Annotated in this window: 26 protein-coding genes and 1 other annotated feature; of the genes, 14 read left to right on the forward strand and 12 right to left on the reverse strand. The window is 56.4% G+C overall.

Features of this window, described 5'->3' with window-relative positions:
* The first annotated feature begins 58 nt into the window (after positions 1-58).
* Positions 59-1,123 (forward strand): LacI family DNA-binding transcriptional regulator, encoded by a 1,065-nt coding sequence (locus ACIP6T_RS08420; RefSeq protein WP_400456378.1) that lies wholly within the window; start codon positions 59-61, stop codon positions 1,121-1,123.
* 114 nt (positions 1,124-1,237) lie between these two features.
* On the opposite strand, the gene tmaR is transcribed toward ACIP6T_RS08420, so the two are convergent.
* The 4 genes from tmaR to dacD all read right to left on the reverse strand — a co-directional run bounded on the left by tmaR (position 1,238) and on the right by dacD (position 4,738).
* Entirely contained in the window at positions 1,238-1,558 is a 321-nt protein-coding gene (tmaR, locus tag ACIP6T_RS08425) for a PTS system regulator TmaR (RefSeq protein ID WP_008110563.1), read from the reverse strand.
* 161 nt (positions 1,559-1,719) lie between these two features.
* Entirely contained in the window at positions 1,720-2,778 is a 1,059-nt protein-coding gene (locus ACIP6T_RS08430) for an FUSC family protein (RefSeq protein ID WP_400456381.1), read from the reverse strand.
* Positions 2,779-3,018: 240 nt separating this feature from the next.
* The gene (locus ACIP6T_RS08435; protein ID WP_400456383.1) at positions 3,019-3,483 is read right to left on the reverse strand and encodes a GyrI-like domain-containing protein; all 465 of its coding nucleotides are present in this window, start codon (positions 3,481-3,483) and stop codon (positions 3,019-3,021) included.
* Positions 3,484-3,571: 88 nt separating this feature from the next.
* On the reverse strand, positions 3,572-4,738 hold the full coding sequence (dacD, locus tag ACIP6T_RS08440) for a serine-type D-Ala-D-Ala carboxypeptidase DacD (protein WP_176519162.1): 1,167 nt from the start codon (positions 4,736-4,738) through the stop codon (positions 3,572-3,574).
* 201 nt (positions 4,739-4,939) lie between these two features.
* On the opposite strand from dacD, the gene sbcB reads away from it, so the two are divergent.
* The gene (sbcB, locus tag ACIP6T_RS08445) at positions 4,940-6,361 is read left to right on the forward strand and encodes an exodeoxyribonuclease I (protein WP_400456385.1); all 1,422 of its coding nucleotides are present in this window, start codon (positions 4,940-4,942) and stop codon (positions 6,359-6,361) included.
* 118 nt (positions 6,362-6,479) lie between these two features.
* Here the strand turns inward: sbcB and ACIP6T_RS08450 are convergent, their stop codons facing one another.
* The 5 genes from ACIP6T_RS08450 to ltnD form a co-directional block, all read right to left on the reverse strand.
* The gene (locus ACIP6T_RS08450; protein ID WP_400456387.1) at positions 6,480-7,832 is read right to left on the reverse strand and encodes a GntP family transporter; all 1,353 of its coding nucleotides are present in this window, start codon (positions 7,830-7,832) and stop codon (positions 6,480-6,482) included.
* Between the two features lie 118 nt (positions 7,833-7,950).
* Positions 7,951-8,730, reverse strand: coding sequence for an HPr family phosphocarrier protein (locus tag ACIP6T_RS08455; RefSeq protein WP_097096757.1), 780 nt, complete (start codon positions 8,728-8,730; stop codon positions 7,951-7,953).
* Positions 8,730-9,356 (reverse strand): aldolase, encoded by a 627-nt coding sequence (locus ACIP6T_RS08460; protein ID WP_400456390.1) that lies wholly within the window; start codon positions 9,354-9,356, stop codon positions 8,730-8,732. Before ACIP6T_RS08460 ends, ACIP6T_RS08455 begins: the two co-directional genes overlap by 1 nt.
* Positions 9,353-10,612, reverse strand: a complete 1,260-nt coding sequence (gene otnK, locus ACIP6T_RS08465; RefSeq protein ID WP_400456391.1) for a 3-oxo-tetronate kinase — start codon at positions 10,610-10,612, stop codon at positions 9,353-9,355. The genes ACIP6T_RS08460 and otnK overlap by 4 nt, the downstream gene beginning before the upstream one ends.
* A 2-nt stretch (positions 10,613-10,614) precedes the next feature.
* Positions 10,615-11,523, reverse strand: coding sequence for an L-threonate dehydrogenase (ltnD, locus tag ACIP6T_RS08470; RefSeq protein ID WP_400456392.1), 909 nt, complete (start codon positions 11,521-11,523; stop codon positions 10,615-10,617).
* Positions 11,524-11,781: 258 nt separating this feature from the next.
* Here ltnD and ygbI point away from each other — a divergent pair, with 258 nt between their 5' ends.
* Positions 11,782-12,543 (forward strand): DNA-binding transcriptional repressor YgbI, encoded by a 762-nt coding sequence (gene ygbI, locus ACIP6T_RS08475; protein ID WP_097096753.1) that lies wholly within the window; start codon positions 11,782-11,784, stop codon positions 12,541-12,543.
* An 84-nt stretch (positions 12,544-12,627) separates the two neighbouring features.
* On the opposite strand, the gene ACIP6T_RS08480 is transcribed toward ygbI, so the two are convergent.
* Entirely contained in the window at positions 12,628-13,986 is a 1,359-nt protein-coding gene (locus tag ACIP6T_RS08480; protein ID WP_097096752.1) for an APC family permease, read from the reverse strand.
* Between the two features lie 373 nt (positions 13,987-14,359).
* Positions 14,360-15,778: a glutamine synthetase gene (locus ACIP6T_RS08485; RefSeq protein ID WP_176519214.1), complete on the reverse strand. Its 1,419-nt coding sequence runs from the start codon at positions 15,776-15,778 to the stop codon at positions 14,360-14,362.
* 210 nt (positions 15,779-15,988) lie between these two features.
* Between ACIP6T_RS08485 and puuD the strand changes: the two genes are divergently transcribed.
* Positions 15,989-16,753, forward strand: coding sequence for a gamma-glutamyl-gamma-aminobutyrate hydrolase (gene puuD, locus ACIP6T_RS08490; protein WP_345829075.1), 765 nt, complete (start codon positions 15,989-15,991; stop codon positions 16,751-16,753).
* A 74-nt stretch (positions 16,754-16,827) separates the two neighbouring features.
* Entirely contained in the window at positions 16,828-18,105 is a 1,278-nt protein-coding gene (locus ACIP6T_RS08495; RefSeq protein WP_345829073.1) for an FAD-binding oxidoreductase, read from the forward strand.
* Between the two features lie 61 nt (positions 18,106-18,166).
* Here ACIP6T_RS08495 and ACIP6T_RS08500 read toward each other — a convergent pair whose 3' ends face one another.
* Complete coding sequence (locus ACIP6T_RS08500) at positions 18,167-18,994, reverse strand: SDR family oxidoreductase (RefSeq protein WP_345829071.1); 828 nt, start codon at positions 18,992-18,994, stop codon at positions 18,167-18,169.
* A 176-nt stretch (positions 18,995-19,170) separates the two neighbouring features.
* Between ACIP6T_RS08500 and hisL the strand changes: the two genes are divergently transcribed.
* The 9 genes from hisL (at position 19,171) to hisIE (ending at position 26,407) form a co-directional block, all read left to right on the forward strand.
* Positions 19,171-19,218: a his operon leader peptide gene (gene hisL / locus ACIP6T_RS08505; protein ID WP_100396937.1), complete on the forward strand. Its 48-nt coding sequence runs from the start codon at positions 19,171-19,173 to the stop codon at positions 19,216-19,218.
* Positions 19,194-19,315 (forward strand) — a sequence feature (His leader region). Its footprint overlaps the gene before it by 25 nt.
* Before the next feature lie 53 nt (positions 19,316-19,368).
* Positions 19,369-20,268: an ATP phosphoribosyltransferase gene (hisG, locus tag ACIP6T_RS08510; RefSeq protein WP_097096747.1), complete on the forward strand. Its 900-nt coding sequence runs from the start codon at positions 19,369-19,371 to the stop codon at positions 20,266-20,268.
* Positions 20,269-20,272: 4 nt separating this feature from the next.
* A complete protein-coding gene (gene hisD / locus ACIP6T_RS08515; protein ID WP_400456395.1) occupies positions 20,273-21,580 on the forward strand; it encodes a histidinol dehydrogenase in 1,308 nt (435 codons plus the stop codon).
* On the forward strand, positions 21,577-22,653 hold the full coding sequence (gene hisC / locus ACIP6T_RS08520; protein ID WP_345829067.1) for a histidinol-phosphate transaminase: 1,077 nt from the start codon (positions 21,577-21,579) through the stop codon (positions 22,651-22,653). The genes hisD and hisC overlap by 4 nt, the downstream gene beginning before the upstream one ends.
* Positions 22,650-23,717, forward strand: a complete 1,068-nt coding sequence (hisB, locus tag ACIP6T_RS08525; RefSeq protein ID WP_400456398.1) for a bifunctional histidinol-phosphatase/imidazoleglycerol-phosphate dehydratase HisB — start codon at positions 22,650-22,652, stop codon at positions 23,715-23,717. The genes hisC and hisB overlap by 4 nt, the downstream gene beginning before the upstream one ends.
* Positions 23,717-24,307 carry an imidazole glycerol phosphate synthase subunit HisH gene (hisH, locus tag ACIP6T_RS08530; RefSeq protein WP_400456400.1) on the forward strand — a complete coding sequence of 197 codons (591 nt, stop codon included), beginning with the start codon at positions 23,717-23,719 and terminating at the stop codon, positions 24,305-24,307. The genes hisB and hisH overlap by 1 nt, the downstream gene beginning before the upstream one ends.
* Positions 24,307-25,044 (forward strand): 1-(5-phosphoribosyl)-5-[(5-phosphoribosylamino)methylideneamino]imidazole-4-carboxamide isomerase, encoded by a 738-nt coding sequence (gene hisA / locus ACIP6T_RS08535; protein WP_400456402.1) that lies wholly within the window; start codon positions 24,307-24,309, stop codon positions 25,042-25,044. Before hisH ends, hisA begins: the two co-directional genes overlap by 1 nt.
* Complete coding sequence (gene hisF, locus ACIP6T_RS08540) at positions 25,026-25,802, forward strand: imidazole glycerol phosphate synthase subunit HisF (protein WP_007888882.1); 777 nt, start codon at positions 25,026-25,028, stop codon at positions 25,800-25,802. Before hisA ends, hisF begins: the two co-directional genes overlap by 19 nt.
* A complete protein-coding gene (gene hisIE / locus ACIP6T_RS08545; RefSeq protein WP_101763386.1) occupies positions 25,796-26,407 on the forward strand; it encodes a bifunctional phosphoribosyl-AMP cyclohydrolase/phosphoribosyl-ATP diphosphatase HisIE in 612 nt (203 codons plus the stop codon). Before hisF ends, hisIE begins: the two co-directional genes overlap by 7 nt.
* Positions 26,408-26,494 lie beyond the last annotated feature (87 nt).

Here is a 26,494-nt window from a genome sequence, read left to right on the forward strand (position 1 = left end):
GCGCGCGTCGGCAGGGAAAAATTTGCTACACTCGCCGCTTAATCTTCAGGAGAGATCCATGACTGCGCGTTCCGTAACCCTTGATGATGTTGCCCATCTGGCGGGGGTTTCCTACCAAACCGTCTCCCGCGTTCTCAACCACTCCGAGCAGGTTTCGCCGCGCACGCGCGCCAAAGTAGAAGCGGCGATGCAGCAGCTCAACTATGTGCCGAATCGGGTCGCGCAGCAGCTGGCGGGTAAAAACACCCGCACGCTGGGTCTCGCCACCAGCGATCTCGCATTGATGGCGCCCGCACAAATTGCCTCGGCAATTCAGCAACGTGCGGCGGCGCAGGGTTATCACCTGGTGATTGCCATGGCGAATGCCAGCAGCGCGCCGCAGGACACGGTAAATGAATTGCTGGCGCAACGGGTTGATGCGCTGCTGATCAATCTGCCGCTGGATGCGCAGCAAGCCGAACAGATTCAGCTGCAGTGCGGTAATAAACCGACGCTGTTTTTGGATGTAGAGCGCAGCGCCATGGTGGCGCAGTGCCAATATCAGAGCGAATCGGGGGCGAAACAGGCCGTGGATCATCTGGTGGCGCTCGGCCATCAGCAGATTGGCGTGTTGAATGGGCCTGAACGCTCGGCATCGGCACGTGCGCGTTTCACCGCGTGGCAGCAGGCGCTGTCAGCACATCGGCTCACGCCGTTCTGCGTGCTGAGCGGTGACTGGAGCGCGGCATCGGGCTATCAGGCCGTGCTGGCGCAGTTGCCGGATAAGCTACCGCAGGCGCTACTGGTGGCCAACGATCAGATGGCGCTTGGCGCGATGCGGGCGCTGCATCAGCACGGCGTGAATATCCCCGCAGAGATTTCGCTGATTGGCTACGACGACACGGCAGAAAGCGCCTGGTATCAGCCGCCATTAACCACCGTGCGCCAGGATTTGCAGCAGTTGGGCGCGATAAGCGTCGATCGCTTAGTGGCACAGCTGGAAGGCGGCACGTTAGCGGATGAGAGACTGGAAACCGAGCTGGTGTTGCGTGAAACCACGGCGGCACCGCAGCAGGGTCAGGTGAATGTAAGGGCGATTGCACAGCAGCTGCAGGCGCTGGCGCGCAGATTGAGCAGCACATAACTGCACATTTGGTAGCGGCACGATGTTGAAACGGGCATAAAAATAGCGCAATCAATTGCGCCGCTACAGGTTGGTGTTGCTTCCTGAAATTTGGGGCCTTTCGGCCCCTGAGAATTACTGCGCTTTAGGCTCGCCCATCGCTTTCAATTTTTTCGACAGCTCGCGACGCTCTTTGGAGAGATCAGCGTTTTTAATGATGTACTCATCCACGCGGTCTTCATAATCCACACGCATGCTGGCGATAATTTCCTGCACCGCCTCAATGCTCATGCCAGGTTTGATGTATTCGCTCAGGTTGTCCAGCAGCAACACACGTTTCTGGTTATCACGGACTTTCTTCTCGTTATCCACGATTTCGCGCTGCAGTTTGTTTTTACGACGGAACATACGCACAAACTCCAGTACGTCCTGAAATGATTGCTTGGCATTTTCCATGTTGGCACCTTTCTTAAGGCCTGCATCGGCAGGCGGAATAGTCATAACGTTTAGCTTAGCGGTTTGACCGCAAGGGTTGCAATTTTCACAGCTAAATTCGGACTGGCGCTTATCTTAGCGCAAAGAAAGCGTGATTCACATTAAGTCATTGCCTGAGAAAACTATTTGCGCAACGCCAGGCGCACTAAATCGGTCATCCGCTCCAGCTGACGCGCCTGCTCCAGGCTCAGCCAGACGTAACCGTAAATTGCCGTCGTTTCTGAACGTCCGCTGCGATTAGCGATGAGCTGCTCCAGCTCCTGGGTGATCTCCTCCAGTACGAGGCTGTTAGCGGTGATCTCTTCGGTTTCCCCTTTCACCACCAGCGTGGCCAGCGCATTAAGCGTGTCTTCCGTCATCTGCTGGGTGCGGCGCAGCGTTGGCGCATTGAGCATAATCAGATGACTTTCGCGCGACGACCACCACGCATCAATTTGCATCTGCATGGTGTTTACCATATTGCGATTGATAGTTTGGATCGCTTCAAACACCGATTTCGGAATTCGCGTCTCTTTGCTTGACGGATCCAGCAGCGAACGCATTTTGATGACGGCACTTAGCAGCTTCTGGAAAGGTTTATTCAGGCGCGGTTTTTCCAGCAAATTGGCAGAAAAACCGGTGTGATGCAGTTTCGCCATGGCGATGAAAGCATCTGACAGCTGGATGCGCCAATGAGTGTAAGCGCGTTGAGCCCAGATGGCACTAAACAGCAGCGCCATCAGCGACCCCAGAATCACATCCCCGCCGCGCCACATGGCGATAGTGAAATCACCGGCCGGTGCGCCCACCACCACGCCAAGCGTGATGCCGATCAGCAACGCCATATAGGGATGTTTTCCCAGCGTCAAATAACCGCAAACCACCATTACGATGGCGCACCACACCAGCATCACCGGCAGGGAAAACAGCTCCAGCTTCAGGGCAATCAAGCCGGAAAGTAAACCGGCGAAGGTGCCGCTGATGCGCTGGACTACGCGCGGCAGCACGTTGCCCCAGGTTGAAATTGGCCCCATCACTACCACCAGCGTAATCAGCGGCCAGGTGCCTTCAGGAATATCGGTGAGGCGTACAAACAGGAAGCACAGCACAAAGGCGATAGCGATGCGTACACCATGCATGATGCGATAGTGGCGGTAGAACCAGAACTCAATCGGCGAGATGGGCTTGTCGGCGCGTAACATGGTTGTCCGGGAACGGTAACGATTTGCGCGCTATGTTACCCTGGCAAGACGCGAACCATCAGGGTTGAACGCAATCTTTTTCGTCTTTACGTGAAATAAAACATGCATGTTACATCTGGTTTTCTCAATAGAAACATTGATGTAACGCGTCGGGTTTTGTGCGGTGATTGAATCGGTCGCCATGAATGGCGACCCTACGGGCGTGTTTTGTAGGGTCGCCATTTATGGTGACCGCGTATTTTATTCAGCCGCGCGCACCGGAATGAACATATCCACCAGCCAGTTGCCGCTGTCGGATCCGTCGGAAAGGTACTGTTCGAAACAGGGACGATTATCCACTTGCCACTCACTCTGGGCGTTTAACTTATCGAACAAACTGCACCATGCCTCATAAAATTCGTTATTACGTACCTCAACGCGGGCATGGAAATAGCGTCCGCCGGGCAACAGACCTTTTTCGATATCGTCACCGGGGGCGGGAATCACCGCTTCCGCTGCAGTAATCACCGTTTCAACCCGCAACTCTTCCGGCGACAGCTCTCGTGGATTACCGTAATAAATAGCCAGCCATTCACCTTTCGCATCATGCTCACTGACCCAACGCTTCAGTCGGTCAAAGCCACGCGGCACGGTCTCCTCCCACGGTCCTTGCAGGTGGTAGCCAAGCCAGCTTTGCGAATGACGTTCAACAATCCATGCTTTCATACTTTGCCTCAGATCAGCAGCAGAAAGCTCGATTGTGCCATCACCGCCGTGTAGCGGCGATGATGGCAACGCTAAAATACGCGATGGATTACAGTTTCTTTTTCAGGTAATCGCTGATGCGCGTGATGATGCCTGCCTGATCAACCGCTTGCAGCGTGTAGAGCGGATAGCTTGCCAGCTGCTTATCTTTGTCCATCACCTGGATTTCACCAATCTGCTCGCCCGCTTTTAACGGTGCTTCCAGGTCTTTGCGATCAATCACATACTTGGCCATCACATTGGAAACTTCAGTGCGCGGCAGTGACAGATAGATATCCTGGGTGGTGCCGACATCCACCTGGTGCGGATTGCCGTACCAGACGTTTTCCGTACCGATTTTCTTGCCCGCGTGGAACAGCTGCACGGTATCAAAGTTGTTTTGGCCCCACACCAGCAGTTTGCGTGCCTGATCTTCACGCCCTTTCGGGCTCTTGCCGCCCATAATCACCGCGATCAGGCGATGACGCCCTACCACATTGGACGCGATGATATTGAAGCCAGCGCTTTCGGTATGACCGGTTTTCAGGCCATCGACGTGCAGATTCTGGTCCCACAGCAAGCCGTTGCGGTTGTTTTGGGTGATACCGTTCCAGGTCAGGGTTTTCTCGCCGTACATGGCGTAGAAATCGGGCTCGCCGCTGATAATGGCACGTGACAGCACGGCTAAATCGCGTGCGGTAGTGTGTTGACCCGGCGCATCGAGGCCGTGCACGGTTTCGAAGTGGGTGTGCGTTAAACCAAGCTTCTGCACGTAGCTGTTCATCATGGTGACGAAACTGGCTTCGCTACCGGCGACATGATCCGCCAGCGCCACACAGGCATCATTACCGGAATCGATAATCACGCCACGCATCAGATCGCGTACCGTAACCTGATCGCCCGGCTTAAGGAACATCAGCGAAGAGCCCTTGAACACCGGATTGCCTGCGCCCCACGCGTCTTTACCGATGGTGACTTTGTCATCGCGGCTGACTTTATTCTGATCGATAGCGCGATCGACCACATAGCCGGTCATCAGTTTTGTCAAACTTGCCGGGTTGCGCTCTTCGTCCGGATTACCGGCGGTCAGAATCTGGCCGGTAGTGGCGTCCATTAGCACCCACGAAGCCGCATCAATCGGCGGTGGCGTCAGGGGAAACGGCATGCTGTCGTCGGCCTGCGCCAACGATGCCCAAACAATCATTCCAGATACAGTTACCAGCAGACGCCTTTTCAACACTTCTTCCTCGAAATCAAAAAATGAATTTACCGCCGCACGTTTTACGGCAAATAGCGCTTACAGATCTGAATAAATTGAAAAAAAGTATGAACTGCGCCTAATTGCTGCACGCCCGCTCGCAGCGAGGATGATCAAGGTTGTACTGCCACCCAGGGACGACTATCCTGTGCGTTGATTCTCCACAGCCAGGATAATGCCGTGCCCGCCTCTGAGTTCACCTTCTTATTTCACGATTATGAGACCTTCGGTAAAAGTCCTTCGCTGGACCGCCCGGCGCAGTTTGCTGGCCTGCGTACCGATAAAGAATTCAATGCGGTAGGTGAACCGCAGGTGTTTTACTGCCAGCCCGCGGACGATTATTTGCCGCAGCCAGAAGCGGTGATGATCACCGGCATTACGCCGCAAACCGCCAAAGCGCGTGGCGTGACAGAAGCGGCATTTGCCGAGCGCATTCACGGCCTGTTTAGCGAGCCGCAAACCTGTGTGATTGGTTACAACAATGTGCGGTTTGACGATGAAGTGACGCGCAATATCTTCTATCGCAACTTCTTTGATCCTTATGGCTGGAGCTGGCAAAACGGCAATTCGCGCTGGGATCTGCTGGATGTGATGCGCGCCTGCTACGCGCTGCGTCCGGAAGGCATTGTCTGGCCGGAAAATGATGACGGCTTCCCGAGCTTTAAGCTGGAGCATCTCACTAAGGCCAACGGCGTGGCGCACGAACAGGCGCACGATGCAATGTCTGACGTGTATGCCACGCTGGCAATGGCGAAACTGGTGAAAGAGAAGCAGCCGAAGCTGTTTGAGTTTCTGTTTAGCCATCGCAACAAGCAGAAACTGATGACGCTAATTGATATCCCGCAGATGAAACCGCTGGTGCATGTTTCCGGCATGTTCGGCGCAGCGCGCGGCAACACCAGCTGGATTGTGCCGCTGGCGTGGCATCCGGATAACCGTAATGCGCTGATTGTTGCCGATCTGGCCGGTGAGATGTCGCCGCTGCTTGAGCTGGAATCTGACGAACTGCGCGAGCGTTTGTATACGCGTAGCAGCGAGTTGGGCGATCTTCCTGCCGTGCCGATCAAGCTGGTCCATATCAATAAATGTCCGGTGCTGGCGCCGGCGAGCACGCTGCGTCCGGAAGATGCTGCGCGCTTAGGTATCGATCGCCAACGCTGCCTCGCGAACCTAAAAGTGCTGCGCGAGCATGCGGAAGTGCGGGAAAAAGTGGTGGCGCTGTTTGCCGAAGCGGAGCCGTTTAAACCTACAGATGACGTGGATGCGCAGCTGTATGACGGATTCTTTAGCGATGCCGATCGCGCGGGTATGAACATTGTGCGTCAGACGCCGCCGCAGAATTTGCCGGCGCTGGATTTAACCTTTGAAGATAAGCGCATTGCCAAACTGCTGTTCCGCTATCGGGCGCGTAATTTCCCCGGCACGCTGGATGATGCCGAGCAGCAACGCTGGTTGCAGCACCGCCGCGAAGCGCTCAATGCTGAGCGTGTGCAGGCGTTCCTGCTGGAGCTAGAGTCACTGGCGAGTTTGCATGAGGGTAATGCAGAGAAGATGGCGCAGCTGAAGGCGCTGTATTTGTATGCGCAGGAGCTGGTGTCTTAGTCCTCTGCGGTCTGGTGACAGGTCGCCATGAATGGCGACCCTACGCAATGACCGCATGAATGGCGACCGTACGCAATGCCCGTTTGTAGGGTCGCCATTCATGGCGACCAGGGAACCCTTAAATCATTCCCCACACCAGCCACGTCAGCGCGAAACCGCTCAGGCCCATCACGGTTGTCAACACTGTCCAGGTCTTCAAACCGTCGGCGACCGATAAGCCCAGATAGCGCGTCACCACCCAGAAACCCGCATCATTGACGTGTGACAAACCTAATCCGCCGAAACAGGCTGCCAGCGTCACCAGTACGCGCTGCATATCCGTCACATCGCCCACCGCCTGACTCAGTAAGCCGCTGGTGGTGAGAATCGCTACCGTGGCCGATCCCTGCGATGCACGCAGCGCCAGCGACAGAATAAAGGCTGCGGGCACCAGCGGCAGATGCAGGGTTTCCAGCGTTAGCGCCAGCGCTTTACCCACGCCGGACTCCACCAGCACTTTACCAAATGCTCCACCTGCGCCCGCTACCAGAATCACGCTGGCAGAACTGGGGATGGCGCGGCCAGTCAGATCTTCCAGCTTCTCTTTGCTCCAGCCGCGACGCACGCCCAGCAGCCACGCCGCTAGCCCAAGCGCAATCAGTAACGCAATCGCCGGCGTACCTATGACCGTCATTACCGAACGCAGCACGCTGCCCTCTGCCAGCGTGGTGTGAGCCAACGTTCCCAGGACGATTAACAGGATTGGCACGATGATCAGCCCGGTAATGGTCAGCGCACCCGGCGGTGGCGCGTCGTTTTTTGCCGTGCCTTCCGGTTTCGCCAGCTGCAGTTGTTCCAGCACATCAACCGACAGATGATACTGACGCAGGTTCATCGCTTTCGCGACGAAGTAGCCGACAATACCAACCGGAATCGAGATCATAATCCCCAGCATCATTAGCCAGCCCATGTCGGTATGCAAAATACCGGCGGCCGCCGCTGCGCCTGGATGCGTCGGCAGCGCCACGTGCACCGTTAACATCACGCCCGCCATTGGCAAGCCAAACTTGAGCGGCGAGACGCGCGCCACTTTGGTGAAGCCATAAATCAGCGGAATCACGATGATAAAACCAACCTCAAAAAACACCGGAATGCCGAGGATAAAGGCTGCCATGGTCAGCGCCGCGACGGTGCGTTTGATACCCAGCGATTTACTAAAGCGCTGCGCCAGCGATTCCGCCCCGCCCGAGGCTTCAATCACCGCGCCGAGCATCGCACCCAGCACGATGATAATGGTGATATGCCCCAGCAAATTGCCCATCCCGCTAAAGATGGTTTCCATAATGTTGTCCGCCGGAATGCCGGTGGCAATGGCGACCAGCAGGCTGACAATTATCAGCGCCACGAAGGGGTGCACTTTGGTTTTAATAACCAGCAACAGCAAGATCACGATGCTGGCGGTAGCAATGGCGAGTAACAACGCGGTAGACATGGTAACCCTCTATCTTATAAGTATTTTTTAGGTACAGATTTCTCTGGTGTTGACGGATTAAGGTATGACTTGCCCAACACAGCGCACAAAAGCCCTGTGTTGAGCGGTAAAACCCGGGTTATTTTGCGTAGGGCGCGAACCAGCCAAGACCGGCTTCGGTGCGGCCGCGCGGGATATATTCACACCCCACCCAACCGTCGTAGCCCACTTCATCCAGTAGGTTGAACAGATACGAATAGTTGATTTCGCCTTCGTCAGGCTCGTGGCGATGCGGCGCCGAGGCAATTTGGATATGGCGATAACGCCCGGCGTATTCACGGATAAGATGGGTCAGATTGCCGTCCACCAGCTGCGCATGAAACAGATCGAGCTGGGTAAAGACGTTAGGACGATCGATTCGCTCCATCATCAATAACGTTTGATACTGGCTAGAGTAGAGGTAATTCGGCTTGGTCACGGGATTGAGCGCCTCAAGCAACAGGCGAATGCCGTGCGGCGCAAAACGCTCGGCAGCGTAGTGCATATTCTGCACAAAAGTCGCTTCATACTTTGCGCGATCGGCGCCGTTGGGTAGCGTGGCTGCCATCACATGCACCTGCTGGCAATTCAAAGCCAGCGCGTACTCTAGCGCACGGTCAATATCGCCACGCGCTTGCTCTTCACGGCCCGGAATGGCGGAAACGCCCCATTCGCCCGCCTGCACGTTGCCCGCCGCGGTGTTGAACAGCACCAGCTCCAGCTGATGTTTTTCCAGCTCCGCTTTGATGATGTCTGCTGGGAAATCATACGGGAACAAAAACTCGACGGCGCGAAAACCGGCGTTAGCTGCGGCGGCAAAACGCGCGATAAACGGCTGTTCACCAAACTGCGTAGATAAATTGGCTGCAAACTTAGGCATTAGACATTCCTCAATTCCGCCACTTCGTTAGCGGTGAGATAACGAATTGAGCGGTCGCCGAGCGTAAACATCAGACGCGCGGTCTCTTCCAGTTCTTCGGTATTATTGGCGGCTTCGCGCAGTGATTTGCCCACCACCACCGGGCCATGATTCGCCAGCAGGAAGGCGTTATAGCGCGAGGCCAGATTAGCCAGATCGTCAGCTAAACGCGCATCACCCGGCTTGTAATATGGCACCACCGGCACATCTCCCACGCGCATCACCACGTACGGCGTGAACGGGCGAATGCAATTTTCATTGTCGAGATCGTTGAGGCAAGAGAGCGCGGTCAAATAGTGGCTGTGCAGATGCACCACCGCTTTGCACTCCGCATTGTTCAGGTAAAGCGCGCGGTGAAACGCCACTTCTTTCGATGGCTTGTCGCCGGAAAGCCATTCGCCCTGCAGCGTCACTTTTGACAGGCGATCGGCCTGCAGCTCGCCGAGACACGAACCGGTAGGCGTGGCCAGCAGATTGCCGTCCTCTAACAGCAGCGACAGATTGCCCGCCGAGCCGGTGGCGTAGCCGCGCTGAAAGAAGGAGGCGCCGAGCTGCACCATCTCATCGCGTGCTTGTTGTTCGGTCATAGTGAAAACTCCGTTTGTGCGCGGGAAAAGAACTGTTCGTCACCAAAGTTGCCGGATTTTAACGCCAGCGACAGCGGCTGATGGATGTCACGCACCCAGGGCACGCCCGGCGAAATCATCGGTCCGATGTGGAATGCGGTAACGCCCAGGCTTTGCGCTACCACGCCCGAGGTTTCGCCGCCGGCGACGATAAAGCGCTGCCAGCCGCGCGCTTTTAGTTCACGTGTCACCGCCGCAAACAACTGCTCGACCGCTTCGCTGCTGCGCGCGGCACCGTACTGCTGCTGAATCGCCTGCAGCTGCTGCGCATCGGCGGTGGCGAACAGCAACGGTGCCAGCCCAGGCTGATGATGTGCTGCCACCCAATCGCACAGCGTTTGCGCATAACCTTCGGCGTCTTCCAAACAGCGTTCAACCAACACTTCCTGCGATGGCGCTTGCTGGCGGTACGCCTGCACCTGGCGGTTGGTCATTTGCGAGCAAGAGCCAGAGATCACCACCGCGCGTTCGCCCTGCGGACGTCCCGCCTGCTCGGCATCGCGGTTCTGCTGCTGGGTCGCCCAGGCGCGGGCAATCCCGATCGCCAGTCCTGAACCGCCAGTCACCAGACGCATCGCTTTCAGCGCTTCGCCCTGCGTCAGCAGATGCTGCTCGTGCAGCGCGTCCAGCACCACATAGTTGATGCCCTGCGCTTTCAAACTCTCCAGCTGCATACGCACCGCGTCGGCACCTTGATCAAGCAATGCTGCATTGATCACCGCCGCCTGACCTTTGGCCTGACGCGTCATCAGGCGCACCAGATTGCTGTCGGTCATCGGCGTTACGGGATGGTGGCGCATGCCGGATTCAGACAGCAGTTGGTCGGCGACAAACAGATAGCCCTGATACACGGTGCGGCCGTTGACCGGCAGCGACGGCGAGATCACCGTTTGCGTTTCACCTAACGCCGCCAACAGCGCATCGGTCACCGGGCCGATGTTGCCCTGTTCGGTGCTATCGAAGGTGGAACAATATTTGAAATAGAAACGATCGCAGCCCTGCTGCTGTAGCCACTCTAGCGCCGCCAGCGACTGTGCGATCGCCTGCTGCGGCGGGCACGATCGTGACTTCAGGCTGATCACAATTGCCTGCGCGCTTACTTCATCCTGACCTTGTGGCACGCCGTTAAATTGAATGGTCGGCAGGCCGTGCTGAACCAGGAAGCTGGCAATGTCGGTGGCACCGGTAAAGTCGTCCGCAATGACGCCTAAACGCATGATTACTGCTCCTTTGCCTGAGGCAGCGTGATGCCGCTGAAAATCTTGATCACCGCGCTGTCATCTTCGCGACCGTGCCCGGCATTGCTGGCCTCGGTGAACATGTTGAGCGCGGTGGAGGCCAGCGGCAGCGGGAAGTGCAGCGATTTAGCGGTATCCGCCACCAGATTGAGATCTTTCACGAAGATATCCACGGCAGATTTTGGTGAATAATCGCCATCCACTACGTGACGCATGCGGTTTTCAAACATCCATGAGTTACCCGCCGCGTTGGTCACCACATCGTACATGGTGTCCAGCGGAATACCGGCGCGCGCGGCCAGCGCCATCGCTTCGGCACCCACGGCAATGTGCACTCCCGCCAGCAGCTGGTGAATGATTTTGACGGTGGATCCCAGACCGATTTCGCTGCCAACGCGATAGACTTTCGCCGCCACCGCATCCAGCACTGGCTTGAGCCGCGCAAACGCCTCATCGCTACCGGAAGCCATGACCGTCATTTCCCCGACCGCGGCTTTGGCTGCCCCGCCGGAAACCGGCGCATCCAGCATTAAAAGTTGATGCTGTGCCAGCTGCTGTTCAATCGCCTGCGCATCCTGTGAAGAGATGGTAGAAGAGACCATCACCACCGTGCCCGGCTTGAGCTGCGCCGCCACACCGTTTTCACCGAACAGAATGGCCTTAACCTGCGCGGCGTTAACCACCAGCAGCAGCACCGCATCCAGTTCAGCCGCAAAGCGGGCGGCAGAGGTTTGGGCATCGCGTGCACCGGCCTGGCGCAGGGTTTCCAGCGCCTGCGGATTGAGATCAACTCCCCAGGTATTTAATCCTGCACGGATGCAAGACTGCGCGGCACCCATGCCCATGGAACCTAAACCAATCACGCCGATGTTATTCACGGTTGCTGACACAGCAGACCTCCATTGTTAATTTAAGTGATAATTTGTTCATTGGTGTTAAGTCTGCCGCAGATATCGGGCAATAAACGTGCGTAACATCACAAAAATTAACTTACCTGCTTAAGGATTAACAGGGATTCACAACGCAATAATGGCGGAAGTAAATCCCGTCAGCCGCGCTTTTTACTGAAATTTCGGCAACATAAATTGTGCTGCGGGCTGTGAATCGATGATCTACAATGTGAAAAAATGATAATTCGGGAGAGGCGTGTGATTCCGGTTGAACGTCATCAGCAAATTTTAGCGTTGGTTGCCGAGCGCGGCGTCGTGAGCATTGCCGAGCTAACAGAACGATTGGGCGTGTCGCATATGACGATTCGTCGCGACGTACAGAAGCTGGAAGAGCAAGGCGCGGTGCTGTCGGTTTCGGGTGGTGTGCGCTCGGCGGATCGTTTAGCGGCCGAACCTTCACATCTGGCAAAAACCAGCATGTACAGCAGCGAAAAGATGGCGATTGGGCAGTACGCCGCACGTCATATTCCGCGAAACAGCTGCATTTATCTGGATGCCGGTACCACGACACTGGCGCTGGCACGCGAATTGGCGGAACGTGACGATTTGCTGGTGGTGACCAATGATTTTGTGATTGCACGTTTGCTGATGGAGAGCAGCGGCTGCAAGCTGATCCACACTGGCGGTACGGTGTGCCGGGAGAATCGCTCGAGCGTTGGTGAAGCCGCAGCGCGCAATTTACGCCAGCTGGCGATCGATATCGCCTTTATCTCGGCCTCCTGCTGGGGTCCGCGCGGGCTGTATACGCCGGACGAGGATAAAGTGCCGGTAAAGCAGGCGGCGAGCGATGTCAGCAGCAAACGCGTGTTGCTCAGCGACAGCTCGAAGTACAACAAGATTGCGACGTATCTGGCGCTGCCGCTGGAGCGGTTTGATACCTTGATTACCGATGCGGAGTTGAGCAAAGCGGGACGTGAAGCGTTGAGTGCGGGGAAGTGGGAGTTGGTGATCGCGGGATGAGTTTGCTGGGATTATCGACCAGGTCGCCATGAATGGCGACCCTACGTTGTAGGGTGCGCATTCATGCGCACCTGGTCATTTAAATCACACTTCTTCGCTGAACTGCGGAACCGGATTGCGGAAGGTACGGGTGACAAACGCGAGGTAAATAATACCAATCGCCGCCCACACCAGGCCGAGAACCATTGAGGTCTCTTCCAGGTTAATCCACAACGCACCTACCGTCAGAGCGCCCATGATTGGCAGCACCAGATAGTTGAGGTGATCTTTCAGCGTCTTATTACGCTTTTCACGGATCCAGAACTGGGCAATCACCGACAGGTTGACAAACGTAAATGCCACCAGCGCACCAAAGTTAATCAGCGCGGTCGCTGTCACCAGGTCGAAGTTGATTGCCAGCAGCGCCACGCCCCCCACCAGCAGCACGTTCAATGACGGCGTGCGGTATTTCGGATGCACGAAACCAAAGAAACGCTGCGGGAACACGCCGTCGCGGCCCATCACGTACATCAGACGTGAAACACCGGCGTGTGCGGCCATACCAGAAGCCAATACCGTCACCACCGAGAAGATCAGAATGCCAATCTGCAGCGCTTTACCCGCCACGAACAGCATGATTTCTGGCTGTGAAGAGTCCGGATTCTGGAAACGCGAAATGTCCGGGAAGTACAGCTGCAGGAAGTAAGAAACCCCAATGAAGATCACACCACCAATCAGCGCGGTGAGGAAAATCGCGCGTGGGATAGTGCGTTCAGCATCTTTGGTCTCTTCCGACAGCGAGCTGATGCCGTCAAAGCCGAGGAACGAGAAGCAGAGAATCGTCGCACCGGTAATCATCGGCACCACGTGTGCATCCTGAGACCAGAACGGTTTGCTGCTGACCAATGTCCCTTCGCCCACACCGTGTGCCACACCGTAAACCACCATGCCGGTGATCACGACCATCACCACCACTTGCAGCACCACGATCACGCTGTTGAAGTTGGCAACGGTTTTGATTCCACGCAGGTTAGAGATGGTCATAAAGGCCACCAGCAGCACCACGAAAATCCACGACGGAATACCCGGCACCAGCGTTTCAAAATAGCTTTTCGCCAGCAGGATGTTGATCATCGGCATGAACAAGTAGTCCAGCAGTGATGACCAGCCAACCATAAAGCCGACGTGCGGACTGATTGCCTTCTGAGCATAGGTGTAAGCGGAGCCCGCAGATGGGAAGCGGCGTACCAGCTTGCCGTAGCTCACGGCAGTAAACAGAATCGCGATCAGGGCGAAAGCATAAGCGGTGGCGACGTGGCCGTCGGTTAATCCAGACACGATACCGAAAGTATCAAACAGGGTCATTGGCTGCATATACGCCAGGCCCATCATGACAACCGGGATCAAGGTCAGAGATTTTTTCAGGTGTGCACGCTGAGGTGCGGCAGAGGTGTTAAGCGACATTGTTCAGTCCCCCGCAAGCGACAACCGCGATCGGTTGGGCTACAGGGATACTGCGCAATTTGCTGCAGTGAGAAGTGATTTTTGTGTTTGCGATTGTCGCCGCGCCGTAATCATCACGAAAGCGAGAACCAGCCTGAGCTGGTGCAATGTTAAACAGTCCCATCTTTGTTTTCCTCAAATCTCACGCACAACGCGTGTTTGTCAGTATCTATCTATCCGGATGCGTGTCCGGCCTCGTTTAAATGTCAGTGAGTACATCATGCAAAAAAATAACCGACGTGGTTAACGTCGGTTAGTTTCTCATTTTGCAGGGCGCGTATTTTGCCCCAACTTATGCCATCGGCACAAGACGTTAGATCAATTCTTCAGGCGGTTAAGCATTCTTGAGCATCCAGTCGATCTCTGTGGCGGTGATCAGGCGCTCAAACTGCATCAGTTCATACTGTTTGCAGCTGTGCCACACCCCGCTAAAACGCTCACCCAGCAGCTTTTGCAGCGGATAGCTATTCTCGAATTCATACAGCGCATCGCTCTGCCGAATCGGTAACGCCAGCCCTTCTGCCTCATGTCCATTGCCCTGCACCGCATGCGGTAAGGGTAGCTGATTATCTAAACCGTGCAAAATTCCGGCAAGAATTGTTGACACCACCAGATAGGGATTTGCATCGGCTCCCGCCACGCGATACTCAATGCGGTGATTATCCATATCCCCGCAGGGTACGCGCAGTGCTACGGTACGATTATTGTGCCCCCATGACGCTTGCAGCGGCACATAGGCTTCGGGCAGAAAACGGCGATAGGCGTTAACGTTTGGCGCCAGTAGCGCCATCGAAGCCGGCATCAGATCGATCATGCCCGCCAGCGCGCGTTTCATCAGCGGTGAATCGCTGCCGTCATCCAGCGCAAAGGCGTTGTGATCGGCGGCGTCCAGCATGCTGATGTGCACATGCATACCGCTGCCCGCATACTCTTCATAAGGCTTCGCCATAAAGGTGGCGGTCATGCCGTGATTTTCCGCCACCTGACGCACCAGGCGTTTAAGCTGGATGGCATGATCGCAGGCTTTGAGCACATCGCGCGTGTGATGCAGGTTGATTTCAAACTGTCCGGGCGACGCTTCCGCCAGTGCGCCGTCAGCGGGAATGCCCTGCAGCTTCGCCAGAGTGTCGATATCACGCAGCACGTCGGCGAAATGATCGAGATTATCTACCGAATAAACCTGGCTCTGCATGTTGCGCTCATCGCTGCCCGGTGAGCACGGCGGTTGAATAAATCCTTCCGCATCACGCTTCTTATCCACCAGATAGAACTCCAGCTCTACCGCTACCACCGGGAACAATCCTCGATTACGCAGCTGTTGCCACAGCCGATTGAGGACATTACGGGGTTCAACGTCAAAGGGAGTGCCATCTTGGTTACACATGGTGAGCAGCAGCTGCGCAATGTGCGTGGGGTCGGCGGCTGAGGGGATTAAGGTTCCAGGAACCGGTATGCAGAGGTGGTCGGGTTCGCCTAATGACTGTCCTAGTCCGGCTTCTTCGACGGTATTACCGAGAATATCCATGGCGAAGACTGAGGCCGGGAAATAACACCCTTTTTCCAGTTTTGCCAATGCGGCGATGGGAATGCGTTTACCGCGAAATACCCCATTTAAATCATTAAGAAGAATATCGACATACTGCGTTTCAGGATGGCGTTCCAGCCAGGTTTTCACCTCCAGCTGGAACGCGCTTGTTCGTTTCTCTTCACTATGTCGCGTGAAGTCTTCTACTTCTACGAGGTTCGTCATGATCCCACCCGCCCTTTACCGTTTAGAATTGGTGCGCGCAATGCTCAAAATAACAGCCATTCCTCTAACATAGCGCTAACGCAAAAAGTGTGCAAATGTAACAAATCTGTTTGAAGAACGAACAAGCGGTTGCTAGATTGACAAAACATTGCACACTTTTAACGCCAGCCGTGCCATTTCGGCGAAAATATTGAACAGCAGCGCGGAGACGTTATGGGCATTATTTTTGACAAGCCTTTGATTGGTGTAGTGATGTGCCAAAATGTTATTGGCAACCATTCAGCGCAAACGGTTCACAACAAGTATCTCGACGCTGTCGTTTTGGCCGGTGGCGTGCCGCTGCCGTTGCCCCACCAACTGATGCATTCTCCACATCTATTAGAAAACAGTATGACGGTGCTGGATGGCATTTTGCTGACCGGCAGCCCCAGCAATATCGAACCCTGGCACTATGGCGAGGATGGCAAAGAGGCGCATGCCGATCCGGCGCGCGATCGTCTCGCCTTCGGGCTTATCACACATGCGGCGGGTAAAAAGATGCCGATGTTTGGCATCTGTCGCGGCTTGCAAGAGTTGGTGGTCGCGAACGGCGGCGCGCTGCATCGCCAATTGCATATGACACATCTTTTCCACGAACACCGGGAAGACGACACGCTGTCGCTGGATGAGCAGTATGCGCCGGTGCATGAGGTGCAGCCAGAAATTGATGGCATGCTGAGCCAGCTGCTCGGCAGCAGCGAGGCGTTTGCTGTCAATTCATTACATGGTCAGGGCATTCGCGAGCCTGGGCCGCAATTGCGCGTCGAAGCACGTGCGCCCGACGGGCTGATTGAGGCGGTAAGCCTGCGCCAGCACCCTTTCGCGCTTGCCGTGCAGTGGCATCCGGAATGGCACTCCGATCGCGATCCGATTTCGCGCCAGTTGTTTGCGGCCTTTATCCAGGCCGCTATCCATTATCACAACGAAAAACAGCCATGAATCGTGCCACTTTGGCATCTGGAAAAGTGCATACGTCAGCTCATTTCTAAGGTTGCGCGCTTAAGGAGGATGTTATGCAACATGTGGGAAGTTATTACGCGGCCACCGCCAACGCTCACGCGCCGTGGCCTGAACTGCAAGAATCGGTGCAGTGTGATGTCTGTATTATTGGTGGAGGCTTTACCGGCCTCTCTTCCGCCCTGTTTCTGACGGAAGCCGGTTACGATGTGGTGGTGTTAGAGGCGGCAAAAATTGGCTTCGGCGCCAGCGGTCGTAACGGCGGCCAGGTGGTGAACTCCTACAGCCGGGATGTGGATGTGATTGAGCAGCGTTACGGTAAAGAGACCGCACAACTGCTTGGCAGCATGATGTTTGAAGGCGCGGAGATTATTCGCGATCGCATCGATCGTTATGCCATTGCCTGTGATTATCGTCCCGGCGGGATTTTTGCGGCGTTCAATCAGCGACAAATGGGCCACCTGCGCAGCCAGAAAGCCAGCTGGGCCCGCTATGGCAATCACGATTTGGAACTGCTGGATGAACGCGCTATTCGCCGCGAAGTCGCCACCGATCGTTATGTGGGTGGATTACTCGATAAGCGCGGCGGCCACCTGCATCCCCTGAATCTGGCGCTGGGTGAAGCAGAAGCCATTCGCCGCCATGGCGGACGCATCTATGAGCAATCGGCGGCAATTGAAGTGCAATATGGCGCACCGCATCGAATAAAAACCGCCAAAGGAGCAGTCTCCGCCACCTTTGTGATTTTTGCAGGCAATGCCTATTTACCTGCGCAGCTCGAACCGCGCCTGAGCCGCAAAAGTATGCCGTGCGGCTCGCAAATCGTCACCACCGAACCTTTAACGCGCGATCAGGCGCTAGGGTTGTTGCCAAACAATTACTGCGTGGAAGATTGTAACTATCTGCTCGATTACTTCCGTCTGACTGCCGACAACCGCCTGCTGTATGGCGGTGGCGTGGTGTATGGTGCGCGCGAGCCGGATGATATCGAAGCGCTGATTCGTCCTAAACTGTTGCGTACGTTCCCACAGCTGCGCGATATCAAAATCAGCCATCGCTGGAGCGGCAATTTCCTGCTGACCTTGTCGCGCATGCCGCAGTTCGGCCAGGTGGAGAAGAATGCCTTCTTTATGCAGGGCGACAGCGGCCACGGCGTTACCTGTACGCATCTCTCTGGGAAGTTGATTGCTGAAGTGCTGCGTGGGCATGCGGAGCGTTTTGATGCGTTCGCGAAACTGCCGCACCTGCCATTTCCGGGCGGACGAAGATTTAAAGTGCCGCTCACGGCGATGGGCGCGGCCTGGTATGCGTTAAGGGATCGGTTTGGGGTGTGACCAGGTCGCCATGAATGGCGCCCCTACATCGTAGGGTGCGCATTAATGCGCACCTGAAAAACTACTCCAGCGGCATTTTCATCGGGTCATCGTAGGTGTACTCAAAGCCCAGCTCATTGGCGATTTTTGAGCCATCCACCACTTTTCCGGCCGAGCGCTCCGGCTCCGCCACAAACGTTGGCGGCTCTAGCCCTAACTGCTTCGACACGCTGGGGTAAAAACTGTCGCGCGACGGATGTTTCGAGGCACACAGATTGTAAACGTGGCCGCCCTTCGGCGTTTGCAGCAGCAGCACAATCGCGTCCACTACGTCGTCGAGATGCACCAGATTCACCGCATGGCCGCCATTTTCCAGCCCGGTTTTGCCCGCCAGGAAACGCCCCGGATGACGATTCGGCCCGACTAATCCCGCGAGGCGTACAATGTCCACGCTGGTGCCCGGCAGATCGTGCAACCAGTTTTCCAGTTCCACCAGCGTCTTACCGGCCACCGTTTCCGGCTGCAGCGGGCTGTTCTCTTTCATCACGCCCTCGCCACTGCCGTAAACTGACGATGAGCTGGTAAAGATGATGCGCGGCACTTTTTTCGCCAGCGCAGTATCCACCACGTTCTGTACTGCCTGCATGTAATCTTCCGCGCCTTTCACCGTGCGGCTGGCGGGCAAGGTCACCACCAGCGCATCCACTGCCATCAGCGTATCTAATTCTTCGGCTTCACACTCCAGTTCGGGCGTCAGCACCAGCTGAAACGCCTCAATGCCGCAGCGGCGTGCGGCATCCACGCCATCCGGCGAGGTTTTACTGCCGGTCACCTGCCAGCCGCGTGTCGTTAGCGCCATCGCCAGCGGCATACCCAGCCATCCCAGACCTACAATCGCGACCTTTTTCATATCGACTCCTGCTATGGGCTCAGACTTCATCTTAGTGCCGGTAGATGTGCCAAACCAGCGCAAACTGTTTCGGGAGATTCCGGAAATTGACGCTTAAAAAAGGGTTGCCAATTGTCACCATCTTCGTTAGGTTAATCAGCACGCAAATGAATACTCATTCAGCAACGGAATTTACTATGACACGCGTTCAGTTCAACCACCATCATCACCATCATCCTGACTAGTCTTTCAGGCGATGTGTGCTGGGAGACGATTAGGATCTTCCAGTGGTGCGAACGCAAAGAGAGCCCCCGGAAGATCTTCTTCCGGGGGTTTTTTTATGGGCGGACGCAACCCAATACGTTCAGACAGGATTGAATAAGAGGACAGGAACCATGTTAGATAACACCCGAATTCGCATAGCTATGCAGAAATCTGGCCGTTTAAGCGATGAATCACGCGAACTGCTGGCCCGTTGCGGTATCAAAATCAACCTTCAGCAGCAGCGTCTGATTGCGTTTGCGGAGAACATGCCCATCGATATCCTGCGCGTGCGTGATGACGATATTCCTGGCCTGGTGATGGATGGCGTAGTGGATCTCGGCATCGTCGGTGAGAACGTGCTGGAAGAAGAGCTGCTGAACCGCCGTGCTCAGGGCGAAGATCCGCGCTACTTCACGCTGCGTCGTCTGGATTTCGGCGGTTGTCGCCTGTCGCTGGCGATGCCGGTTGATGAAGAGTACACCGGCCCGCAATGCCTGAATAACGCCCGCATCGCCACCTCTTATCCTCACCTGCTGAAGAAATATCTCGATAAACAAGGCGTCGCCTTTAAATCCTGTCTGCTGAACGGTTCTGTCGAAGTCGCACCACGTGCTGGCCTGGCCGATGCGATTTGTGACCTGGTGTCTACCGGCGCCACGCTGGAAGCCAACGGTCTGCGCGAAGTGGAAGTCATCTACCGCTCTAAAGCGGTGCTGATTCAGCGCGACGGCGAACTGCCTGCCGCCAAGCAGGAACTGGTTGATAAAATGATGACGCGCATTCAGGGCGTGATCAAAGCGCGTGAGTCTAAGTACATCATGCTGCACGCGCCAAGCGAGCGTCTGGAAGAAGTGATTGCCCTGCTGCCGGGCGCCGAGCGTCCAACCGTGCTGCCGCTGGCCGGTGACGTGAGCCGCGTGGCGATGCACATGGTGAGCACCGAAACCCTGTTCTGGGAAACCATGGAAAAGCTGAAAGCGCTGGGCGCCAGCTCAATCCTCGTACTGCCAATTGAAAAAATGTTGGAGTAACACGATGAGCAACCTGATGACACCGATTGATTGGCAACAGTGCAGCGCAGAGCAGCAGCAAGCGCTGCTGATGCGTCCGGCGATGTCGGCTTCAGAAAGCATCAGTCACATCGTGCGCGACGTGCTGGTGAAAGTGAAAAATGAAGGCGATGCAGCGCTGCGCGAATTTAGCGCGCGCTTCGACAAGGCGCAGGTGGATAATTTGCGCGTCACGCCAGAAGAGATGCAAGCCGCCAGCGATCGCCTGAGCGACACGCTGAAGCAGGCAATGGCTGCCGCAATGGCTAATATTGAAACCTTCCATAACGCACAGATTCTAGCCGAAGTGGATGTCGAAACTCAGCCCGGCGTGCGCTGCCAGCAGATTACCCGGCCGGTGAAATCGGTGGGTTTGTACATTCCTGGCGGTTCCGCCCCGCTGTTCTCAACCGTGTTGATGCTGGCGACGCCAGCTCGTATCGCCAGTTGCGGCCGCGTGGTGTTGTGCTCGCCGCCGCCGATTGCCGATGAAATCCTTTACGCCGCGCAGCTGTGCGGTGTGAAAGAGGTGTTTCAGGTTGGCGGCTCACAAGCCATCGCCGCCCTCGCCTTCGGCACCGAAACTGTGCCGAAAGTGGACAAGATTTTTGGCCCAGGCAACGCGTATGTGACGGAAGCGAAACGTCAGGTCAGCCAGCGTCTCGACGGTGCGGCAATTGATATGCCTGCCGGTCCATCGGAAGTGCTGGTAATTGCGGATGAAGGCGCAACGCCGGCATTCGTGGCATCCGATTTGCTGTCGCAGGCGGAGCATGGCCCGGATTCGCAGGTGATTTTGCTGACGCCGTCGCTGCAGCTGGCTGCAGGCGTGGCGCAAGCGGTTGAGGAACAGCTGGCACAGCTGCCGCGTGCCGCCACCGCGCGTAAGGCGTTAGAGAGCAGCCGTTTGATTGTGCTGCGCGACCTGGATCAGTGCATCGAGATCTCCAACTTGTACGGCCCGGAGCACCTGATTATTCAGACGCGTCAGCCGCGCGAGCTGGTAGACAGCATCACCAGCGCCGGTTCCGTGTTTCTTGGCGACTGGTCGCCGGAATCGGCGGGCGATTACGCGTCTGGCACCAATCATGTGCTGCCGACCTACGGTTACACCGCCACCTGTTCCAGCCTTGGACTGGCCGATTTCCAGAAACGTATGACGGTGCAAGAGTTAACGCCACAAGGTTTCCTTAATCTTGCCGCGACAATTGAAACCCTGGCCGCCGCCGAGCAGCTGGAAGCCCACAAAAATGCCGTTACCCTGCGTGTTGCCGCGCTGAAGGAGCAAGCATGAGCCTGAATATTGAAGAGTTAGCGCGCGCCAACGTGCGTGCGCTAACGCCGTATCAATCGGCGCGTCGTCTGGGTGGCAACGGTGATGTGTGGCTGAACGCCAACGAATTCCCGCTGCCGGTGCCGTTTGAACTGTCGCAGCAGACGCTAAACCGCTATCCGGAATGCCAGCCGAAGTTGGTGATTGAGCGTTACGCCGCTTACGCCGGTTTAACGCCGGAGCAGGTTCTGGTGAGCCGCGGTGCCGATGAAGGCATTGAGCTGCTGATGCGCGCTTTCTGCGAGCCGGGCAAAGATGCCATTCTGTTCTGCCCGCCAACCTACGGCATGTACAGCGTCAGTGCCGAAACCATCGGCATTGAATATCGCACCGTAGCCGCGCTCGACGACTGGCAGCTCAATCTGCCAGCGATTGCCGAGCAGATCGACGGCGTAAAAGTCGTCTATATGTGCAGCCCGAACAATCCTACCGGCAACCTGATCAATCAGGATGACATCCGCGAGCTGCTGGCGATGACCGCCGGTAAAGCGCTGGTGGTGGCTGATGAAGCCTATATCGAGTTCTGCCCGGAAGCGACGCTGGCGAGCTGGCTGCAGGATTATCCGCACTTAGTGATTCTGCGTACGCTGTCAAAAGCCTTTGCGCTGGCCGGTTTGCGCTGCGGCTTCACCCTGGCCAACAAACCGGTGATCGATCTGCTGATGAAGGTGATTGCGCCCTATCCGCTTGCCACGCCGGTGGCCGATGTCGCCGGGCAAGCGCTGAGCGAGCAAGGCATCGCGCTGATGCGCCAGCACGTCGCCGAACTGAACGCCAATCGCGCCTGGCTGTTTGAGCAGTTACCGCAGATTGAGGTGGTGCAGCAAGTGTTCCCGAGTGAAACCAACTACATTCTGGCGCGCTTCACGGATTCACCAAAAGTGTTTAAAACGCTGTGGGATCAAGGCATTATTCTGCGCGACCAAAACAAAAACCCCGGCCTTGCGGGATGCCTGCGCATCTCCATCGGCACCCGTAAAGAGTGCGAGCGCCTGATCGCCGCGCTGCAAGCCTTATCAGTGGAGCAAGCATGAGTCAGAAGATCCTTTTTATCGACCGCGACGGCACCCTCATCTCTGAGCCACCTACCGATTATCAGGTGGATCGTATGGAGAAGCTGGCGTTTGAGAAGAATGCCATTCCTGCGCTGCTGGCGTTGCAGGAAGCCGGTTATCAGCTGGTGATGATCACCAATCAGGATGGCCTGGGTACCGACAGCTTCCCGCAGGCCGATTTTGATGGTCCGCACAACCTGATGATGCAGATTCTCAGCTCGCAAGGCGTGAACTTCAGCGACATCCTGATCTGCCCGCACATGCCGGAAGATAACTGCGATTGCCGCAAGCCGAAAACCAAAATGGTGGAAGCCTGGCTGGCCGCTGGCGCGCTGGATACCGCCAACAGCTATGTGATTGGCGATCGCCTCACCGACATTCAGCTGGCGCAGAACATGGGCATTCAGGGCCTGCGTTATGGCGCGGAAGGCGAAGATTGGGATGCGATTCAGGCTCGCCTGACTAAGCGCGATCGCTACGCGCTGGTGCAACGCAACACCAAAGAGACGCAGATTAAAGTCGAAGTGTGGCTGGACCGCGAAGGCGGCAGCAAAATTAACACTGGCGTCGGCTTCTTTGATCACATGCTGGATCAGATTGCGGTGCACGGCGGCTTCCGCATGAACATTGATGTAAAAGGCGATCTCTATATCGACGATCACCACACGGTAGAAGATACCGGTTTGGCGCTCGGCGAAGCGCTGCTGAAAGCGCTGGGCGACAAACGTGGCATCGGCCGTTTCGGCTTCGTGCTGCCAATGGATGAGTGCCTAGCGCGCTGCGCGCTGGATATCTCCGGCCGCCCGCACATCGAATTCAAAGCCGAATTTAGCTATCAGCGCGTCGGCGATCTCAGCACCGAGATGGTTGAGCACTTCTTTAGCTCGCTCTCCTACGCCATGATGAGCACGCTGCACCTGAAAACCAAAGGCCGCAACGATCACCATCGCGTAGAGAGCCTGTTCAAAGCCTTTGGCCGCACGCTGCGCCAGGCAATTCGCGTGGAAGGCAACACCCTGCCGAGCTCGAAAGGAGTGCTGTGATGAACGTGGTGATCCTTGATACCGGCTGCGCCAACCTGTCGTCGGTGAAGTGGGCGATTGAGCGCCTTGGCTACACGCCGCAGGTTAGCCGCGATCCGGACGTGGTGCTGCATGCTGACAAACTGCTGTTGCCGGGCGTGGGTACCGCGCAGGCAGCGATGAATCAGCTGCAGGAGCGCGATCTCATCGACCTGATCAAAGCCTGTACCCAGCCGGTGCTGGGCATTTGCCTCGGTATGCAGCTACTCGGCCGCGGCAGCGATGAGAACGGTGGCGTGACCACGCTCGGTTTGATCGATGAGCCGGTGTCGCTGATGGATACGCAAGGTTTACCGCTGCCGCACATGGGCTGGAACCAGATCACCGCCAGAGCGGGTCATCATCTGTTCCGCGATATTCCCGATGGCAGCTACTTCTATTTCGTGCACAGCTACGCCATGCCGGTGAATGCGGCGACCATCGCCCAGTGCGACTACGGCCATCCGTTCACCGCGGCCCTGCAGAAAGATAACTTCTTTGGCGTGCAGTTCCACCCGGAGCGTTCAGGCAAAGCCGGCGCGCAGCTGCTGAAAAATTTCCTGGAGATGTGATGATTATCCCCGCATTAGATTTAATCGACGGCAAAGTGGTGCGCCTGCATCAGGGCGATTACGGCCAGCAGCGCGATTACGGTAGCGACCCGCTGCCACGCTTGCAGGACTACCAACGCCAGGGCGCCGAGGTGCTGCATCTGGTGGATTTGACCGGCGCGAAAGATCCGGCGAAACGCCAGATTCCCCTGCTCACCACCTTGCTGCGCGGCGTGAATGTGCCGGTGCAGGTGGGCGGCGGCATCCGCAACCGTGATGACGTGGCGGCGCTGCTGGCTGCCGGCGCTACGCGCGTGGTGGTCGGTTCCACCGCGGTGAAGCAACCGGAAGAGGTGAAAAGCTGGTTTAGCGAGTTTGGCGCGGACGCCATCGTGCTGGCATTAGATGTGCGCATTGACGCCAACAATCGCAAAGACGTAGCGATCAGCGGCTGGCAGGAAGCGGCGGGCGTCACGCTGGAAGAGGTGATTGGCTGGTATCTGCCGGTTGGCCTCAAGCATGTGCTGTGTACCGATATTTCTCGCGACGGCACGCTGAGCGGCTCTAACGTCGCGCTGTATAAAGAGGTGTCTGCGGCCTTCCCGGATATCGCTTTCCAGTCTTCCGGCGGCATCGGTTCGCTGGATGATATCGCGGCATTACGCGGCTGCGGCGCGCAGGGCGTGATCGTTGGTCGCGCTTTACTGGAAGATAAATTCACGGTAGCGGAGGCGATTGCATGCTGGCAAAACGGATAATTCCTTGTCTCGATGTGCGTGACGGGCAAGTGGTGAAAGGCGTTCAGTTCCGCAACCACGAAATCATTGGCGACATCGTGCCGCTGGCGCAGCGTTATGCGCAGGAAGGCGCGGACGAGCTGGTCTTCTACGATATCACCGCCTCATCGGATGGCCGGGTGGTGGACAAAAGCTGGGTATCGCGCGTAGCGGAAGTGATTGATATTCCTTTCTGCGTGGCGGGCGGCATTAAGAGTGAGGAAGACGCAGCGCGCATTCTGCAGTTCGGCGCTGACAAGATTTCTATCAACTCCCCGGCGCTGGCCGATCCTACACTGATTACGCGCCTGGCCGATCGCTTTGGCGTGCAGTGTATTGTGGTGGGCATTGATACCTGGTTCGACGAAGCGAGCGGTAAGTATCACGTTAATCAGTACACCGGCGACGAAGCGCGCACCAAAGTCACCACGTGGGAAACCCTCGATTGGGTGCAGGAAGTGCAGAAACTGGGCGCAGGTGAAATCGTCCTCAATATGATGAACCAGGATGGCGTGCGTAACGGCTACGATCTGGTGCAGCTGAAGAAAGTGCGCGATGTCTGCAAAGTGCCGCTGATCGCCTCCGGCGGCGCAGGCACCATGCCGCACTTCCTTGAAGCCTTTGAGCAGGCAAACGTCGATGGCGCGCTGGCGGCTTCGGTGTTTCACAAACAAATTATCAATATCGGCGAGTTGAAAAACTTCCTGATCGACAACGGTGTGGAGATTCGCGCGTGTTAACTGCAGAACAACTGGCCAGGCTGGATTGGGTCAAAACCGCGGGCATGATGCCCGTTATCGTCCAGCACAACGTTTCCGGCGAAGTGCTGATGCACGGTTATATGAACGAAGAAGCGCTGCAAAAAACCCTCAGCGAGGGCAACGTCACCTTCTTCTCACGCACCAAAAACCGTTTATGGACCAAAGGCGAAACCTCGGGCCATTTCCTGCAAGTGGCGAGCATTACGCCGGACTGCGACAACGACACGCTGTTGGTGCTGGCGAATCCGATTGGCCCAACCTGCCATCTCGGCACTTCCAGCTGCTTCTCACCGGCCGCGCCGGACTGGACGTTCCTCTATCAGTTGGAGCAGCTGCTGGCTTCGCGCAAAAGCGCCGACCCTGAGAGTTCGTACACTGCGAAGCTTTATGCCAGCGGCACCAAGCGTATCGCGCAGAAAGTGGGTGAAGAAGGCGTGGAAACGGCGTTGGCGGCAACGGTTAACGATCGTCACGAGTTGACCAATGAAGCTTCGGATCTGCTTTATCACCTGATGGTGCTGTTGCAAGATCAGGAGCTGGATTTGAGCACCATCATCAATAATCTGCGCGCGCGGCATAAATAATTTTCCGTAGGGTCGCCATTCATGGCGACCAATCTTCCAGGTGCGCATAAATGCACACCCTACGCTATTCATCAGCATGGAAAAAAA

This window comes from Pantoea sp. NPDC088449 (assembly GCF_044753225.1).
GTDB lineage: Bacteria > Pseudomonadota > Gammaproteobacteria > Enterobacterales > Enterobacteriaceae > Pantoea > Pantoea floridensis.